At 50.5% G+C, this 16716-nt stretch carries 19 protein-coding genes, 1 pseudogene and 1 riboswitch; of the genes and pseudogenes, 9 read left to right on the forward strand and 11 right to left on the reverse strand.

The window, feature by feature from the left end; translation table 11 throughout:
* Positions 1-59 precede the first annotated feature (59 nt).
* Positions 60-467, reverse strand: a complete 408-nt coding sequence (locus tag HV261_RS12790) for a hypothetical protein (RefSeq protein ID WP_202038430.1) — start codon at positions 465-467, stop codon at positions 60-62.
* A 167-nt stretch (positions 468-634) separates the two neighbouring features.
* Positions 635-757 (reverse strand): annotated as a pseudogene (locus tag HV261_RS12795) (hypothetical protein); the annotation flags it as partial.
* 226 nt (positions 758-983) lie between these two features.
* On the opposite strand from HV261_RS12795, the gene kdgR reads away from it, so the two are divergent.
* The gene (gene kdgR, locus HV261_RS12800) at positions 984-1775 is read left to right on the forward strand and encodes a DNA-binding transcriptional regulator KdgR (protein ID WP_137381626.1); all 792 of its coding nucleotides are present in this window, start codon (positions 984-986) and stop codon (positions 1773-1775) included.
* A gap of 105 nt (positions 1776-1880) precedes the next feature.
* On the opposite strand, the gene HV261_RS12805 is transcribed toward kdgR, so the two are convergent.
* Complete coding sequence (locus HV261_RS12805; RefSeq protein WP_061068061.1) at positions 1881-2120, reverse strand: YobH family protein; 240 nt, start codon at positions 2118-2120, stop codon at positions 1881-1883.
* Positions 2121-2284: 164 nt separating this feature from the next.
* Here HV261_RS12805 and mgrB point away from each other — a divergent pair, with 164 nt between their 5' ends.
* The 6 genes from mgrB to rlmA all read left to right on the forward strand — a co-directional run bounded on the left by mgrB (position 2285) and on the right by rlmA (position 6630).
* Positions 2285-2428, forward strand: coding sequence for a PhoP/PhoQ regulatory lipoprotein MgrB (gene mgrB / locus HV261_RS12810; RefSeq protein ID WP_202038431.1), 144 nt, complete (start codon positions 2285-2287; stop codon positions 2426-2428).
* Positions 2429-2502: 74 nt separating this feature from the next.
* Positions 2503-2787: a YebO family protein gene (locus HV261_RS12815; protein WP_202038432.1), complete on the forward strand. Its 285-nt coding sequence runs from the start codon at positions 2503-2505 to the stop codon at positions 2785-2787.
* A 639-nt stretch (positions 2788-3426) separates the two neighbouring features.
* On the forward strand, positions 3427-3570 hold the full coding sequence (locus tag HV261_RS12820) for a DUF2627 domain-containing protein (RefSeq protein ID WP_003034983.1): 144 nt from the start codon (positions 3427-3429) through the stop codon (positions 3568-3570).
* A 12-nt stretch (positions 3571-3582) separates the two neighbouring features.
* Positions 3583-3792, forward strand: a complete 210-nt coding sequence (gene cspE / locus HV261_RS12825) for a transcription antiterminator/RNA stability regulator CspE (RefSeq protein WP_001062678.1) — start codon at positions 3583-3585, stop codon at positions 3790-3792.
* Positions 3793-4011: 219 nt separating this feature from the next.
* Complete coding sequence (ftsI2, locus tag HV261_RS12830) at positions 4012-5757, forward strand: peptidoglycan DD-transpeptidase FtsI2/PBP3(PARA) (protein WP_202038433.1); 1746 nt, start codon at positions 4012-4014, stop codon at positions 5755-5757.
* A gap of 63 nt (positions 5758-5820) precedes the next feature.
* Positions 5821-6630 carry a 23S rRNA (guanine(745)-N(1))-methyltransferase gene (gene rlmA / locus HV261_RS12835; RefSeq protein ID WP_202038434.1) on the forward strand — a complete coding sequence of 270 codons (810 nt, stop codon included), beginning with the start codon at positions 5821-5823 and terminating at the stop codon, positions 6628-6630.
* Here rlmA and mntP read toward each other — a convergent pair.
* The 5 genes from mntP to manX all read right to left on the reverse strand — a co-directional run bounded on the left by mntP (position 6627) and on the right by manX (position 10829).
* Positions 6627-7193, reverse strand: a complete 567-nt coding sequence (mntP, locus tag HV261_RS12840) for a manganese efflux pump MntP (protein ID WP_043016042.1) — start codon at positions 7191-7193, stop codon at positions 6627-6629. The genes rlmA and mntP overlap by 4 nt on opposite strands.
* A gap of 131 nt (positions 7194-7324) precedes the next feature.
* A riboswitch (yybP-ykoY riboswitch) is annotated at positions 7325-7428 on the reverse strand.
* A 196-nt stretch (positions 7429-7624) separates the two neighbouring features.
* A complete protein-coding gene (locus HV261_RS12845) occupies positions 7625-8083 on the reverse strand; it encodes a DUF986 family protein (RefSeq protein WP_202038435.1) in 459 nt (152 codons plus the stop codon).
* Positions 8084-8143: 60 nt separating this feature from the next.
* Positions 8144-8995 carry a PTS mannose transporter subunit IID gene (locus HV261_RS12850; protein ID WP_003833769.1) on the reverse strand — a complete coding sequence of 284 codons (852 nt, stop codon included), beginning with the start codon at positions 8993-8995 and terminating at the stop codon, positions 8144-8146.
* 12 nt (positions 8996-9007) lie between these two features.
* The gene (locus tag HV261_RS12855) at positions 9008-9808 is read right to left on the reverse strand and encodes a PTS mannose/fructose/sorbose transporter subunit IIC (protein WP_005122174.1); all 801 of its coding nucleotides are present in this window, start codon (positions 9806-9808) and stop codon (positions 9008-9010) included.
* A 58-nt stretch (positions 9809-9866) separates the two neighbouring features.
* Positions 9867-10829: a PTS mannose transporter subunit IIAB gene (manX, locus tag HV261_RS12860; RefSeq protein ID WP_005122176.1), complete on the reverse strand. Its 963-nt coding sequence runs from the start codon at positions 10827-10829 to the stop codon at positions 9867-9869.
* Positions 10830-11144: 315 nt separating this feature from the next.
* Between manX and HV261_RS27975 the strand changes: the two genes are divergently transcribed.
* Entirely contained in the window at positions 11145-11303 is a 159-nt protein-coding gene (locus tag HV261_RS27975; protein WP_442781045.1) for a protein YoaL, read from the forward strand.
* Complete coding sequence (gene yoaE, locus HV261_RS12865; protein ID WP_202038436.1) at positions 11291-12850, forward strand: CNNM family cation transport protein YoaE; 1560 nt, start codon at positions 11291-11293, stop codon at positions 12848-12850. The genes HV261_RS27975 and yoaE overlap by 13 nt, the downstream gene beginning before the upstream one ends.
* 6 nt (positions 12851-12856) lie before the next feature.
* Here the strand turns inward: yoaE and pdeD are convergent, their stop codons facing one another.
* The 3 genes from pdeD to HV261_RS12880 form a co-directional block, all read right to left on the reverse strand.
* Positions 12857-14458: a cyclic di-3',5'-guanosine monophosphate phosphodiesterase PdeD gene (pdeD, locus tag HV261_RS12870; RefSeq protein WP_202038437.1), complete on the reverse strand. Its 1602-nt coding sequence runs from the start codon at positions 14456-14458 to the stop codon at positions 12857-12859.
* A 130-nt stretch (positions 14459-14588) separates the two neighbouring features.
* Positions 14589-15953, reverse strand: a complete 1365-nt coding sequence (gene sdaA, locus HV261_RS12875; protein ID WP_202038438.1) for an L-serine ammonia-lyase — start codon at positions 15951-15953, stop codon at positions 14589-14591.
* A gap of 183 nt (positions 15954-16136) precedes the next feature.
* Positions 16137-16715, reverse strand: coding sequence for a CoA pyrophosphatase (locus HV261_RS12880; protein ID WP_137381634.1), 579 nt, complete (start codon positions 16713-16715; stop codon positions 16137-16139).
* Position 16716: the final 1 nt, after the last annotated feature.

Here is a 16716-nt window from a genome sequence, read left to right on the forward strand (position 1 = left end):
GAACAACGGAAACATCCTCTTCATTGGGATTGTCTGCACCTCGAGGGGACTTTCCTTCATTACTTCACTGCGGTGACAGCTGCACAGTTTTTGCTTACCCAAAACTGAGCAGCCATAGCTTGCCAGGACTCAGGTGCAAGAGGTAGGCCTTGTGCATTGATAGCTTTAAACATGTCATCTTCTGTATCTGACACTGACTGCTGGAAGAACAGCGCATAGTCAGTGGCCAGATCGCCAGGAGATGGGTTATAACCGCCAGGGCGCATTCTCGCTGTTATGTCTACATACTTTTTGAGTGACAACTCCATCACCTGAGCAGTGTTGTCAGCAATCATTGTGTTGGCAATATACCCACATTGCGCGATGTTCTGCACCTGCTGGTATTCACCATACTGCACACCCACTGCATGAGCAGCACCAGAGAACGAAGCCATCAATGCCATGACAGCCAAAATTTTAGTTTTCATCGTTTGGAACAACCTCAGAGTCCAGAACGTTGAAAGAGCTGTGTCCAGATAAGCCAACGTTCAAATAATAGTCGTGGAAGTGTGCGTTATGAACGCAGATACGATCTTGGTTAGCGTCAATAAACTGTTCTTTTAAAGTGTCAGCTTTGACAGAAATGACAGCGCTGATTAATGATCAGCCCGAAACTGGCCGCGGAGGCCTGAAGATTGGTGGTAATCGTCGGCAGGGCAACGTTAGCAATTGCGCCGTCCAGTACTGCCATAGAGATGCCAATAACAATGGTTAAAATTGCACCCTATCGCTGGGGCAATGGCAGGCCATCGGCCTGAATTTTTTCCATAGGAAGTCAATTTTGTCGGAAATTATGATGAGAATAATAATTTTAGCATTGATATTCAGGCGTTAGGTCGCAGATTTGTAACTAAGTGAGCAAAGACAGATTGCGACGGCTGGTACGTGAAATTATAATAAAAACCGGTTCTGATTTTTATAAAACACTCGCAATGAGGTGGTAAATGGCTATCGCAGATCTGGATAAACAACCCGATTCTGTATCTTCCGTGCTGAAGGTTTTTGGCATCCTGCAGGCGCTGGGTGAAGAGCGCGAAATTGGTATTACCGAATTGTCGCAACGCGTCATGATGTCGAAAAGCACCGTTTATCGCTTTTTGCAGACCATGAAAACGCTGGGTTATGTGGCACAAGAAGGCGAGTCTGAGAAGTATTCCCTGACCCTGAAATTATTTGAACTGGGCGCGCGTGCGTTACAGAACGTTGATCTGATCCGTAGCGCTGACATCCAGATGCGCGAACTTTCGCGTCTGACCAAAGAAACCGTACACCTCGGTGCGCTGGATGAAGACAGCATTGTCTACATCCATAAAATCGACTCGATGTACAATTTGCGCATGTATTCCCGCGTCGGTCGTCGTAATCCGCTGTACAGCACCGCCATTGGTAAAGTGCTGCTGGCATGGCGCGACCGCGAAGAAGTGAAGGAAATTCTTGACGGCATCGAGTACAAACGTAGTACAGATCGTACAATCACGAATACTGATGAATTGCTGGTACTGTTGGATAAAGTCCGTGAACAGGGCTATGGCGAAGACAACGAAGAGCAGGAAGAAGGCCTGCGCTGCATCGGGGTACCGGTGTTTGATCGTTTCGGCGTGGTTATTGCGGGTCTGAGCATCTCATTCCCGACGCTGCGTTTTTCTGAAGAACGTTTGCACGAATATGTCGAAATGCTGCACACCGCAGCGCGTAAGATTTCAGAGCAAATGGGTTATAACGATTACCCGTTCTGATTTTAACGTGTTGCGATACGCGAAAACCCGATACAGCGTATCGGGTTTTTTTATGACCTGTCGTCGTAGCCGGAGCAAATAACGTACTGACTTTTTGCTGCTATATTAACCGTTATCGATAACGACGGTGCTTTTCCTCAAAAGGGGACAATCTGACAGGCCAATGATGCCGCTGTTGGTATGGACGTATTGCGCGGTGCTGGTCCCGCGGGCAGTCAGATATTGACATTGCAGGCCCAGACCTGCTGCAGTCTCCTTACTTCCTATCAAAACGCCGTAGCCACTCAATAATAAACCGATCCAAACCAGAGCGAGCAACACAATAGCGCGGATAATCAGACGCATTACAACCTCTTATCTTTTCTCGTTATGAGTAGATTAGCCCGTACATGGGATGAAACAAGTGAATCATTCCTAAAAACATTTAATGCCGTTACAGTTAACTTAGGGTTTAGGTAACTCATGATAATTTATCAACATAAGCTGTAGGTTTGGAGAGTGGAGTTGGAGTGAAAAAAATTCGATGGGTGGTCCTGATAGTTGTCGTGCTGGTATGCATGCTGATGTGGGCGCAGGTGTTCAACATCATGTGCGATCAGGACGTACAATTTTTCAGCGGAATTTGCGCCATCAATAAATTTATTCCCTGGTAAGCGCATTTCAGTAACAGTTGATTACCTTCTCGTGCGGCAATGGTAAACTACGCTGTCTACATTGAGGTGGTGAAATGAACGAAGTTTTGAATTCTGGCGCGTTGAGTTTAGCGTCTTTAGCGGTATCGGTGGTGGTTCTGGTTGTCGGGCTTGTATTGTGGTTTTTCATCAATCGGGCAAGTTCGCGTACTAACGAGCAGATTGAACTGCTTGAGGCGTTGTTGGATCAGCAAAAACGACAGAACGCATTGCTCCGTCGTCTTTGTGAAGCTAACGAACCGGAAAAAGCAGAAGAGCCTGCTGCGGTGCCAACTCAGGATGAAGATGATGACATCATTCGCCTGGTAGCCGAACGGTAGTAAACAGAAAGACAGGGTGAGAGTCTGTAGATGCTATTCTCAGATGCTTCATCCTGTCGTCAACGATATCAGATTATTTTCTTCTGCAACAATCCGGCAATTACTGCGCTGCCACACGTGGAACCTGCGCTTTTCCAGATGCTCTGACCAATTAATATCTTATCTCTGGTTCGACATAAATATAATTATCCATAGATTAATAATATGATTGTGTCATTTTTGTGATACCGATCGTTTTATTATCAGCGAAACGTTTCTCTTACTTTTTTTTGTGCATTGTCATCATTCTTTCATTATTTTGGTGCAAAACCAGAATGCCGGTCTCATTTTTATGCTTGTGATATTTTATGCATTACTAAGCATAAAAAATGATATCCGGCAGAGGCTGTGACAGATAACCTGGAACAGTTCAACCTGATGAGCTATGGTAGAAAAGTCCCTGCTACGGCGCAGGCCAGCCGGGGGAAGGGGAGAGAGGCGAGGATATATCTCTACTTGGTCTGGCGCATAACTGTGCAGTTGTTGTTTGATGAACTGCGGGATTTGTGCGACCGATCGAGACACGTTTAAAAATGGCTTGCCATTATTAACGTTGTATGTGATAACACGGTTTGGGTTAAACGAGGTACAGTTCTGTTTATGTGTGGCATTTTCAGTAAAGAAGTCCTGAGTAAACACGTTGACGTTGAATACCGCTTCTCTGCCGAACCTTATATTAGTGCCTCAAGCAGTAATGTCTCAGTTTTATCTATGTTATGCCTGCGGGCGAAGAAAATACTCTAAGGAATTTTGCAAATGGCAAAGATTAAAGGTCAAGTTAAGTGGTTCAACGAGTCTAAAGGTTTTGGTTTCATTACTCCGGCTGATGGCAGCAAAGACGTGTTCGTACACTTCTCCGCTATCCAGGGTAACGGCTTCAAAACTCTGGCTGAAGGCCAGAACGTTGAGTTCGAAATTCAGGACGGCCAGAAAGGTCCGGCTGCTGTTAACGTAACAGCTATCTGATCGATACCACTGATTTGAAGCGCTCAGGCGCAACCAATTCAGATATAAAGCCTCGCTTATGCGGGGCTTTTTAATTCAAATTACGTCAAAATATTTCTGAATGCCTCTCCATTAGCGCTTTGTTGCAAAGGCGTGATGTTCGTAGCATTGTTTTCCCCGCTTTCTCCCGGCAATTCCCGTTAAATCAGTCACCTGAAAAACTATCTTGCTGGAGCCCCGGTGAAAAAGAAAAACGACGGCGATGCGCGCAGTTTTACTCCCGTACGTTTTGCCCTGCTTTGTGTGGCAATACTGTTGAGTCTGGGATTGTTGCTTGGTCGGGTTGCGTGGTTACAAATCGTCACCCCAACGAGTCTGGTCAAGCAGGAGGATATGCGTTCGTTACGTGAAGTCACAACCGCCTCACCACGCGGGATGATTACCGACAGAGAAGGACGTCCCCTCGCAGTAAGCGTGCCGGTGAATGCAGTTTGGGCCGATCCCAAGACCATTATTAGCAAGGGGGGCGTGGGTTATAACGAACGTTGGCAAGCACTGGCCAGAACCCTGCATCTGTCACTCAGTTCACTGGCGGAACGTGTAAACAGTAACCCTGCTGGACGTTTTATCTATCTGGCACGACAGATTTCTCCACAGCAGGCAGAGTGGGTTGATGATCTGAATCTCCCGGGGATCAATCTGCGCGAAGAATCCCGCCGTTTCTATCCCGCAGGTCATGTGGCGGCGAATCTCATCGGCTTTACCAACATTGATGGACAAGGTATTGAAGGCCTGGAGAAAAGTTTCAACAGCCAGTTGATGGGTAAACCCGGCTCTCGTCTTGTGCGCAAAGACAAGTTCGGGCATGTGATTGAAAATATCACGGAAGTGATGCCGGTCCCCGCGCACGAATTGCAGCTCAGTATTGATGAGCGTTTGCAGACGGTGACTGAAGATGCGCTGGACAATGCCGTGACATGGAATAAAGCGGATTCTGGTGCGGCGGTGCTGGTAAGTATTGCCACCGGTGAAATCCTGTCGATGGCGAGTTTTCCCGATTTTAACCCTAATAACCGTGAAGGCGCGGTACTGGATGATTTCCGCAACCGTGCAATAAGTGACACCTTTGAGCCTGGCTCAACCGTCAAACCATTAGTGATCATGACTGCTCTGCAGCAGGGGATTGTACAGCCTGACAGCGTGATTGATACCCACCCCTTTAATGTTGATGGCCATCGTATCCGCGACGTCGGGTTTTACCCTGAGCTATCGCTTACCGGTATTTTGCAGAAATCGAGCGATACCGGTGTGTCGCACCTTTCGCTGGCAATGCCGGTACAGAAACTGCTGGATACCTATAAAAGCTTTGGCTTTGGCGACCCAACCGGCTTGGGTCTCACCGGGGAAAGTAGCGGCTTAATGCCTCAGCGACGTTACTGGAGCGATTTGGACCGCGCGACCTTTGCATTCGGCTACGGGTTAATGGTGACACCGCTCCAACTGGCACATGTCTATGCCACTATCGGCAGTTTTGGCGTCTACCGACCGCTTTCAATTACCCGTATCGACCCACCGGTGATAGGAACTCGTGTAATGCCAGAAGCGCTGGTGCATCAGGTTGAACATATGATGGAGAGCGTTGCGCTACCCGGCGGCGGTGGGACCAAGGCTGCGGTGAGGGATTATCGTGTTGCGGTGAAAACCGGGACGGCAAAAAAAATAGGCGATGACGGTAAGTACGTCGATAAATACGTGGCGTATACGGCAGGGGTTGCCCCTGCCAGTGATCCGAAATTCGCGCTGGTGGTGGTGATAAATAACCCACAAAACGGCGCTTACTACGGCGGTGCGGTATCGGCCCCGGTGTTCAGCCAGATAATGGGCGATGTCCTGCGTCTGGAAAACGTGAAACCCGACGGGATGCCAGCCGATTCAGACCATCTGTTGGTGATGCACGGTAATAGCCTGGCCTCGCCGTCGCTGTAAGTTATTTTCGCGGGGCGCAAATCGCGTTACACTTGCGCCCTTAAATCACCAGCCGGAGTTGTCATGTCGTTTTCCTGTCCCCTTTGTCATCAGCCTCTTACTCAAGCGAATAACAGTTTTGTGTGCCCTGGACGGCATCAGTTTGACGTGGCGAAAGAGGGATATGTCAACCTGATGCCGGTTCAGCATAAGCGGTCGCGTGATCCGGGTGACAGTGCGGAAATGATGCAGGCTCGCCGGGCATTTCTGGATGCCGGGCACTATCAACCGCTGCGTGATGCGATTGTGAATGTACTCAGCGAGACGCTGGGAACAAACGAGGCGTCGATTCTGGATATCGGCTGTGGGGAAGGGTACTACACCCACGCTTTCGCGGATGCGATAGCGGGCTGTACAACGTTTGGCCTTGATGTCTCCAAAGTGGCAATTAAAGCCGCGGCACGGCGCTATCCGCAGGTAACCTTTTGCGTTGCCTCCAGCCATCGTCTGCCGTTTGCCGATGCGTCAATGGACGCCATTATCAGGATCTACGCCCCCTGCAAAGCGCAAGAGCTGGCTCGCGTGGTAAAACCGGGTGGATGGGTCATCACCGCCACGCCGGGTCCGCGTCATTTGCTGGAGCTGAAAGGGCTGATTTATGATGAGGTGCGTTTACATGCGCCACACACAGAGCAACTGGACGGTTTTGTTCTGCAACAGAGTATTGCGCTGGGGTATCAGATGCAGCTTAAGGGCAGCGAGGCCGTTGCGTTATTGCAAATGACGCCGTTCGCCTGGCGGGCAAAGCCGGAAGTGTGGGAAACGTTAGCAGGGGAAACGAAGTTTGACTGCCAGACTGACTTTAGTATTCATATCTGGCAGCGCCTGAATTAACCGTGGAAGTGTGCCCAGAGGATCTGGGCGCCGATACCAATCAGTACCACCCCGCCTAAAATTTCCGCACGTTTGCCCAGCATCGGGCCTATGAAACGACCGATCATCATCCCGAGAGTAGACATAATCAACGTGGCGCAGCCGATGGCCAGCGCAGTGGCAATAATGTTGACCTGCAGGAAAGCCAGACCGACCCCGACGGCCATCGCGTCCAGACTGGTCGCAATGGCGGTGGTGACCAGCAGCCAGAAACCGTGACGGCGCTGCGGCTCTTCATCTTCATCATCGTTGTCACGAAAGCCTTCGATTATCATTCGCCCACCGAGGAAAATCAGCAGAATGAAGGCGATCCAGTGGTTCCACTCCAGCACGAATTTGCTGGCAAGCATGCCCATTCCCCAGCCAATCAGTGGCGTAAGGGTCTCGACTGCGCCAAAGATAAGGCCGGTACGCAGAGCTTCAGAGAATTTAGGTTTATGTAAGGTGGCGCCTTTGCCAATTGATGCCGCGAAAGCATCCATCGACATGCCGAAAGCGAGAAGAACGGTAGCGGTGAGATTCATAACAGCGTCCTGACCGGGGTATTCCATAAAACACATCACTGCCCCCAGTAACCATGCACATAAGCTGGAATCACTGTAAATACAGCGCCGTTCAAATATGCATTGCAGTTGATGTGCCTATGGTCTCGCCTGACTAAACGTGATGTTCAGTCCGTACGTGCCACGTTTTTCAACGAGTATGTTGACACGTACATTTCCGGAGTCTGGAAATCGGCTACTCCCCAACGACGGGCGCAACCTTAACATATTTTTGGAATATAAAACAAGAAACGCAGAAATATTATTTGACTTCTAAATGAAAACAATTTTCATTTAGATTTATTTATAGATAAAACGTTAAATTAAATAACATGTGGGAGGGGGGATATAGCCTTAGCTATGTTTGTTTTTCACTGAGATATAAAAAACATAGTTCAGGCTATATTTGTAATCTATTGATTTGAAATGAGAAGTTTATATATCCTCTCCAGGTCGTCTATATTTCGTACGCGAATAAGCAATCGTCTCTGTTCTAATTGCATCACCAGTACACCATCTTCTGATAAATTCATCTCTTTAATCCGGTTATATTCAATCCAGACATTGGCGAAGAAAAAACCTTTTTGTTTGAAAATAATTTTGGGCGTACGGATCCAGAACAGATACAACCCCATTAACACCAGTGCACATAATAACCATGTGGTGAATTGTGCTCCGTGGCTGGTGATGTTGTTGTAGATCAGAATAACAATCAAACCGATGAAGATAACGCTGTCGACTCGACTGCGTGGAAGCAGGGCAACAGTCAGTAGAGTGGGGCCATTACGGCGGGGCATGATGAACTGATCGTAAATGGCATACGCCAGCAGCGATAAGATAAAAAGAACCAGCACCAGGTCCGTGATAGTCATGAATCCTCAACCCTCTAAATAGAAAAACCGGGGGCAAGCCCCCGGTGATGTACAACAGTCTTACAGGCCGAGCAGGCCGACAGCGTAGCCCGCGATACCGATGACGAAGAAGCCAACGATAATCCACAGCGGGTTCACTTTTTTACGCAGAAGCCACATGCAGGCGAAGGTCAGCAGCAGAGGAACCAGGCCCGGCATCAGCTGGTCAAGGATTGTCTGCACGGTGGTCACGCGTGTCTGGCCATCCTGACCGGTGATAGTGGAAACCACCAGCGGGATGTTTACGTGCGTCCACTTGTTAACCAAGGCCCCCATAACAAACAGGCCGAGGATTGACGCCCCCTCAGTCAGTTTCTGCAGGAAGCCGCCGCCCATATCTTTAACGATATCGACACCTTTACGGTAGCCGTAGGCCACACCGTAATAGCGGGTTGCCAGACGTACCAGGTTGAACAGGATAAAGAACAGCAGTGGCCCAAGCAGGCTACCGCTCATTGCGATACCCGCGCCGAGCGCGGCAAAAACCGGACGCACTGTACCCCAGAATATCGGGTCACCCACGCCTGCCAGCGGCCCCATCAGACCCACTTTGATACCGTTGATGGCACCATCGTCAATCTCTGCGCCGTTTGCACGCTGTTCTTCCATTGCCAGCGTAACGCCCAGAACCGGTGCCGCTACATAGGGATGGGTGTTAAAGAATTCCAGGTGACGCTTAATAGCCTGCTTACGTGCGTCGTTGTTTTCCGGGTACAAGCGGCGGATAGCCGGCACCATGGAGAAACAGAAACCCAGCGCCTGCATACGTTCGAAGTTCCATGAACCCTGAAACAGGTTAGAACGAATGAACACGCCACGAATGTCACTCGGAGTGAGTTTTTTCTCGGTGGTAGTTTTAGTCATATCAACCATTTCGCTCACCTGCTAGTCCAGTTCGTTATCAAGATCGTTGTTACCCGCCGCCTGTACTGGCGCACCGGCTACGCGGTTATATTTCGGGCTCAACTGAATGTAGAGGATGGCCATTACGGCACCAATCACACCCAGAGCAACCAGGTTGAAGTTAGTAAATGCCGCGGTGACGAAGCCAAGGTAGAAGAACGGCATCAGGTAGCCTGCGCGCATCATATTGATGACCATCGCATAACCGACCACGACGATCATGCCACCCGCAATATTCAGGCCGCCGGTAACGACTTCCGGAATCGCGTTCAGCATGCTCTGAACTTCACTGGTACCGACAGAAATCGCTACGATTACCGCTGGGATAGCAATACGCATAGCCTGCAGGAACAGGGAGGACACGTGCAGCCAGGAGAGCGCCGTCAGGTTGCCGTTTTCGGCCGCCTTATCCGCCGCGTGCTGGAAGGCTACGGTGATGGTACGAACGATAATGGTCAGAACCTGGCCTGCTGCTGCCAGCGGGATAGCCAGCGCGATACCAGCACCGATACTTTGGTGACCGGCAATAACCAGAACGGTAGAGATAATGGAAGCCAGCGCGGCATCAGGCGCAACCGCAGCACCGATGTTCATCCAGCCCAGAGCGATCATTTCCAGGGTACCACCGATGATAATACCGGTTTTCATATCCCCGAGAACGGCACCAATCAGCGTACAGGCCACCAATGGACGGTGGAACTGAAATTCATCGAGTACCGACTCCATACCCGCGATACATGCGACGATGAACACCAGCACAATCTGAAGAGTGGTAATCTCCATTGTACTTCTCCTATTGCTATACAGACTTAAGTGTGAAAACTAAGTAAATGCCAGGTGGTTATTTCGCCTTGGCAATCAAATCCATCATTTTCAGTTTCTGATCGGTAGAAACCTTACGGGCTTCGAGTTCAATACCGCGTTCGTTGAGTTTCTTGAAGGCTTCGATGTCTTTTTCATCCACCGAAATCGCGTTGTTTACCTGCGTTTTACCCTGGCGGAATGCCATGCCGCCAATGTTAACAGAGGTAATTTTTACGCCACCTTCAACGATGCGTTCTACATCGGTAGGGTTGGTGAACAGCAGCATTACACGCTCACCGGCGTATTTCGGGTTGTTATAGACGCGGATCATTTTCGCGACATCAACCACGTGTGCTGTAACGCCTGGCGGTGCGACCTGGGTCAGCAACGTTTTACGCACGGTATCAGCGGCGACTTCATCGCTGACGACAATAATGCGCGTTACGTTGGTTTCTTTGGTCCAGCGGGTTGCCACCTGACCGTGGATTAAACGGTCATCGATACGCGCGAGGCCGATCTGCATATAGTCGTTCGGGCCCATCGGTTTCGCGGGTGCCGCTGCCTTAGGTGCTGCGACGGGGGCAGGTGCGGCTTTTTCAACAGGTTTTGCTTTCAGCGCTTTTACGCCTTCGCTACCCGTTTCAACCGCCAGTGCGACTAATTCATCGAAGCTGGGGTTGTCGTCACGCGCCATGAAGGTTTCGACCAGCATGGGAATGTTCACGCCTGCGATAACTTCGTAATGCTCTTTATCGACGACAATGCGGCTCGCAGCGTTAAACGGGCTGCCTCCCCATGTGTCAACGAGAAACAGCACGCCTTTACTGGTATCCAGTTTTGCCAACTGAGCGTTATACTTTTCAATCAGCGTTTCGGCATTTTCGCCTGGAACGAAATCGATCCAGCCGACGTTTTCCTGCTCGCCTAACAACATCTCTGCTGTTTTAAGTAACTGCTCTGCAGCCCAACCATGTGTGCCTATTACAATAGCAATGGTCACTTGCTACCTCCTTTATTATCGTTAACACATCAACGTGAAGATGCATTTTGAATCGCTCGTCCGCAATCGAATCGATTCAGATAAGGGTTACAAAGAAAAACCTATGATTTTCGTGAATTATTTTAGATATCGAAAAAAATATTTTATGTGATGAAGATCCGTAATTTAACTTCCGATCATAAGAAATTTCGAAGGGTGAAATATCTCCGAAACAACTTATTGCAAAGGAAGGTAAATCTTTGCTAAAAACCGGTTGTCTCTGTTATGTTTAGCATCTGTTTAATTACTCAGGAGTATAGGGCAGTAGCCCACCATATGGATCGTCACCGACGTCATTTCACCTTCAGGCCGCTTTGCGCCTGTCAGATTGGCACTTTTTGCCACAAATTTTCTCTGCATATCGCTTTAACGCCTGAGATGTTCAGGGCGCAGTTTGGTCATTCCTTAAGCAGGAGCTTGTCATGGAACTCTTAATGGACCCGCAGATTTGGGTGGGTTTGCTCACGCTTGTCGTTCTCGAAATTGTTTTGGGTATCGATAACCTGGTCTTCATTGCGATCCTGGCTGATAAGCTGCCGCCGAAACAGCGAGATAAAGCGCGTTTAATCGGTTTGTCACTGGCACTGATTATGCGTCTGGGCTTGTTGTCCGTGATTTCGTGGATGGTAACGCTGACGAAACCGCTGTTTACGGTAATGGACTATGCGTTCTCAGGGCGCGATCTGATTATGCTGCTGGGGGGTATCTTCCTCTTGTTCAAGGCTACGACAGAGCTGCATGAGCGGCTGGAAAACCGTGAACATGATACCGGCCAGACAAAAGGCTATGCGAGTTTCTGGGTCGTGGTGACGCAGATTGTTATCCTCGATGCGGTGTTCTCGCTGGATGCGGTCATTACTGCAGTCGGTATGGTCAACCATCTGCCGGTGATGATGGCGGCGGTGGTTATTGCGATGGCGGTGATGCTGCTGGCGTCGAAGCCGCTGACGCGATTTGTGAACCAACATCCGACGGTGGTGGTGCTGTGTCTGAGCTTCCTGCTGATGATTGGTCTGAGCCTGGTTGCCGAAGGCTTTGGCTTCCATATTCCGAAAGGTTATCTGTACGCGGCGATTGGCTTCTCCATTATTATCGAACTGTTTAACCAGATTGCCCGTCGTAACTTTATTCGCCACCAGTCGACACTGCCGCTGCGTGCGCGTACTGCGGATGCAATCTTGCGTCTGATGGGCGGTAAACGTCAGGCCAGCGTGCAGATGGAATCTGACAATCAAGTGCCCGTACCGGTCCCGGAAGGCGCGTTTGTGGAAGAAGAGCGCTATATGATCAACGGTGTTCTCTCACTGGCATCCCGTTCATTACGCGGCATCATGACTCCTCGTGGTGAAATTAGCTGGGTTGACGCCGATCTGAGCGTAGCGGAAATTCGCGAACAGTTGCTTTCTTCTCCACACAGCCTGTTCCCGGTGTGTCGTGGCGAGCTTGATGAAATTATCGGTATCGTGCGTGCTAAAGAGCTGCTGGTGGCGCTGGAAGACGGTGTGGATGTTGCAGCGATTGCGTCTGCCTCGCCGGCAATTGTCGTCCCGGAAACGCTGGACCCGATTAATCTGTTAGGCGTACTGCGTCGTGCCCGCGGTAGTTTTGTCATCGTCACTAACGAATTTGGTGTGGTGCAGGGGCTGGTAACACCGCTGGACGTATTAGAAGCGATTGCGGGTGAGTTCCCGGATGCCGATGAAACCCCTGAAATCATTGCTGACGCCGGTGGCTGGTTGGTGAAAGGGGGAACCGACCTGCACGCGCTGCAACAGGCGCTGGACGTGGATACGCTGGTGGATGAGGACGAAGACATCGCCACCGTAGCAGGGCTGGTGATTGCGGCTAACGGTCACATCCCGCGTGTCGGTGATGTTATTGAGGTCGCACCGCTGAGCATTACGATTGTCGAAGCCAATGACTATCGTGTGGATTTAGTTCGCATTGTTAAAGAACAACCCGCTCACGACGAAGACGAGTAAACGGGGTTAGCGAAACGGCATAATGGGCATGATATGGCGCCCGTTATGCCTGGCGGGTGGTGGTGTACTGCCCGCCAGCCATTTGGGAAAATCGCGCAGCGGCATCGGCTTCGCATACAAAAAACCTTGCAATAAATGTACGCCATGACGGCGTAAATGCTGCGCCTGTGCCTGCGTTTCTACGCCTTCAGCCACCAGTTCGATATTCAGTCTTTTTCCCAGCGCGATAATGATGTCTGTGACGGTTGAATTCACGGCGTCGGTTCCGATCGCCGAAGTAAATGATTTATCAATTTTCAACACATCCGGGCGCAATTTTTCCAGCCAGGAGAGTGAACTGTTTCCGGTACCAAAATCGTCAATCGCCAGCTTAACGCCGAGGCGATTCAACTCGCGCACGATCCGATAATCCACATCCAGTAAGGCATCGCGTTCGGTCAATTCAATAACCAGTTGCTGGATGGGATGCTGGCTGAACCAGTACTGATTGAGGTCTTTTAACAGCGTACCGTGGCGGAAATGGCTGGCGGCAACATTGATACCGATATGAAACTGGCTACTCATCGGAAAAACGTGTCGTTGCTGAATGGTTTCTGCGATGACATGACGGGTAAGAGGGACAATCAGGTTGTGCTCTTCGGCGATAGGAATAAATACTTCCGGCGAAATCCAGCCCTGGCGTGGGTTGTTCCAGCGTAACAGAATTTCTACACCCATACATTGCTGGGTCTGCGCGTTCAGCAGTGGCTGACAAAACAACTCGAACTCGTGTGCCGCGAGAGCCAGATTAATCTCCCAGGAAAAACTCATCCTGCTGGCGGTTGCCAGCCAGGCAAGGTATCCCACCAACAGGCTCAGGATCACTGCCAGCGGTAGTTGTGTAGGCAGATGTTTCATCGCTAATTCACTGGCGCCTGGGCCGGTGACGCTGATCGTGAAGGGGAAATGTTGCGATGAAAGCTGATAACGTTTTTCATCGTTCAGTGCAGGCAAGGTCTCGACAACACCTTGTCCGTAGAGCAGGTGGCGGTTACCGACGGTTAAACTGGCGTTGGTGATTTGCGGTGGCTGGGGTTCCAGCAGCATGGTCGACAATAAATCAATATTGACGATTTCCAGCACCCCATTTTCGCCATCCGCGGAGGCCGGATACCACTGCGTCAGAATGGGGCTACCTTTAATCAGCGAATGGTCGGTGGACAACAGCAGTTGTGCCTCCCGGCTTGGTAATTCAGGTTGAATTTGGCGGATAGGCACATTGCGATAGCCAAAGATACTGGAGCAATAAAGAATCCCCCCCTGAATCAGACTGATGGAGCGCACTGTTTGTAGTCTGGCAGCATGCTTGCTCAAGGGTAAACGCGCCACCGAGCAGGGAAGACCAATCAACGGGAGCAGCATATCGCGCCCGGCCTGCAGTGGGAGCAGCACATCATCTAGTGCTTCAACGGCATGATTAGCAAAAGTGACGGTGTAACGGTGATTTATATTACGCTCCGAAATAAATCGGACCGTTAATGTGAGGATGAGCGTCAGTAGTGCACATATTGTGCAGACGATTAAGCGATTACGGCGATAGTTTTGAATGATCCGTTGTGCTGTTTGCATGCGGGCCGCCCGATAAGCCGTTGGTCCCAGAAGCCAACAGCAACAGAGCAAGTGTAGTGGGGAAAATTACAGTAGACGAGCGAGAAGGGGTAAATTCGCCCATCCGTCGCAGATGGGCGAAAATTAAGTATTAGTCACACTGGACTTTGATTGCCAGACCGCCGCGTGATGTTTCGCGGTATTTGGCGTTCATATCTTTGCCTGTTTCGTACATGGTTTCGATGACTTTATCCAGCGAGACGCGCGGTGCGCTGGTACGACGCATCGCCATACGTGCGGCGTTAATCGCCTTCACGGACGCAATAGCGTTACGTTCGATGCACGGAACCTGCACCTGTCCGGCAACCGGGTCGCAGGTTAAGCCCAGGTTGTGCTCCATACCGATTTCGGCAGCAATACACACCTGTTCAGGGCTCGCGCCTAACAGTTCTGCCAGACCTGCAGCAGCCATGGAACATGCCACGCCGACTTCACCCTGGCAGCCTACTTCGGCGCCAGAGATAGAGGCGTTCATCTTGTACAACGCACCAATTGCCCCCGCCGCCAGGAAATAACGGGTGTAGATATCCGGGCTGACAGATTCAATAAAGTGATCGTAGTAAGCCAGAACGGCAGGCACGATCCCGCAGGCACCGTTAGTAGGTGCTGTTACTACGCGGCCACCTGCAGCGTTTTCTTCGTTAACGGCCAGCGCAAACATGTTCACCCAGTCGATCACGTTCATCGGATCGTTGGAGAGCTTGTCGCTGGAGACCAACATACGACGCAGGGCGGAGGCACGACGAGGAACGCGCAGCGGTCCAGGCAGAACGCCTTCGGTGTTCATCCCACGATCGATACAGGCCTGCATGGTTTGCCAGACGTTGCCAAAGTACTCTTCAATCTCTTTCTTGCTGTGCAGTGCGAGTTCGTTCTGCATCACCATGCCAGAGAGAGACAGACCGGTGCTGTTGCAGTATTCCAGCATTTCGGTCGCGGATTTGAACGGATAAGGTACGCTGACCTCGTTCGCTGCATCCTGGCCAAAATGTTCTTCATCAACGATGAATCCACCGCCAATGGAATAGTACGTTTTGCTGTAAATGACGGTTTCGCCGTTGTACGCATGGATCTGCATCCCGTTTTCATGCAACGGCAAATTGCCGTTGTGAAAACGCATGCCGTCATTCTGTGGGAAATCCACTTCGTGTTGACCCTGCGCAAGCAGCAGGCGGCCACGCGCTTCTACATCGCGGATAAATCCGGGAATGCTGTCAATGTCCACGGTAGCAGGCTCATTGCCCGCCAGACCCATAATAATGGCGATATCGGTGTGGTGACCTTTACCCGTGAGCGACAGTGAACCATACACGTCGACGGCAACACGGGTAACGCTGTCCAGTAATCCTTTTTCGACCAGGTCATCGACGAACTGTTTACCCGCCTTCATAGGCCCTACGGTATGGGAAGATGAGGGACCAATCCCCACCTTAAACATGTCGAATAGACTAATCACGATAATACTCCTACAGGGCGACTGGGCTTTCCAGTAACGATGTTATAACTGCGCATAGTGTAAGAGGGAACGCGGCGATCGGCTTAACTATTCACATGAATTAAACTAATAGATAACCGCGATTTTACTAATGTTGTGACCTGAGTTTCAAGTTGTCTATGGCGTGCGTAAAGATAAGTATAGTCAGGGCTTCACGCCAATTTGCAGCGCCAGCTCACGAATTATTCCGGCGGTCATTCCCCAGACGAAATAGTGTTCATACCAGGAAAGCCACACACGATGTGAATCGCCACGACGGTAGATATCGAGGGGATGGTAACGACCTAAATGCAGGGCTTGCGCCAACGGCATTTCAAACACCGCTGAAACCTCATCTTCACTGGCTCGATACGGTAAATTGGGCGGGATGATGCCCACCACCGGTGTGACCTGGAACCCGGTCACACTATCGACCGGCGGCAGCACGCCAATGACCTCAACGGATGAAGGCGGAATTGCCACTTCTTCCTGGGCTTCGCGCAGTGCGGCGGCAATCAGCGAAGCATCGCTGCTGTCCACCGCGCCCCCAGGAAAGGCGACCTGCCCGGCATGTTTTCGCAAATGAACGGAGCGCTGAGTCAATAGCAACCCCGGCTGTGGACGACGGACGATAGGGATCAGTACGGCGGCCTGGCGTTGGTTTAGCGCATCATGATTTACCTGCGGGCGCAGGAGTTGAAAACGTGATAAAAAATCATCAAGCGTCAGGCTGCTGTTTTCCACG

This window comes from Citrobacter sp. RHBSTW-00671, from assembly GCF_014103415.1.
In the GTDB taxonomy this organism is placed as follows: Bacteria; Pseudomonadota; Gammaproteobacteria; order Enterobacterales; family Enterobacteriaceae; genus Citrobacter.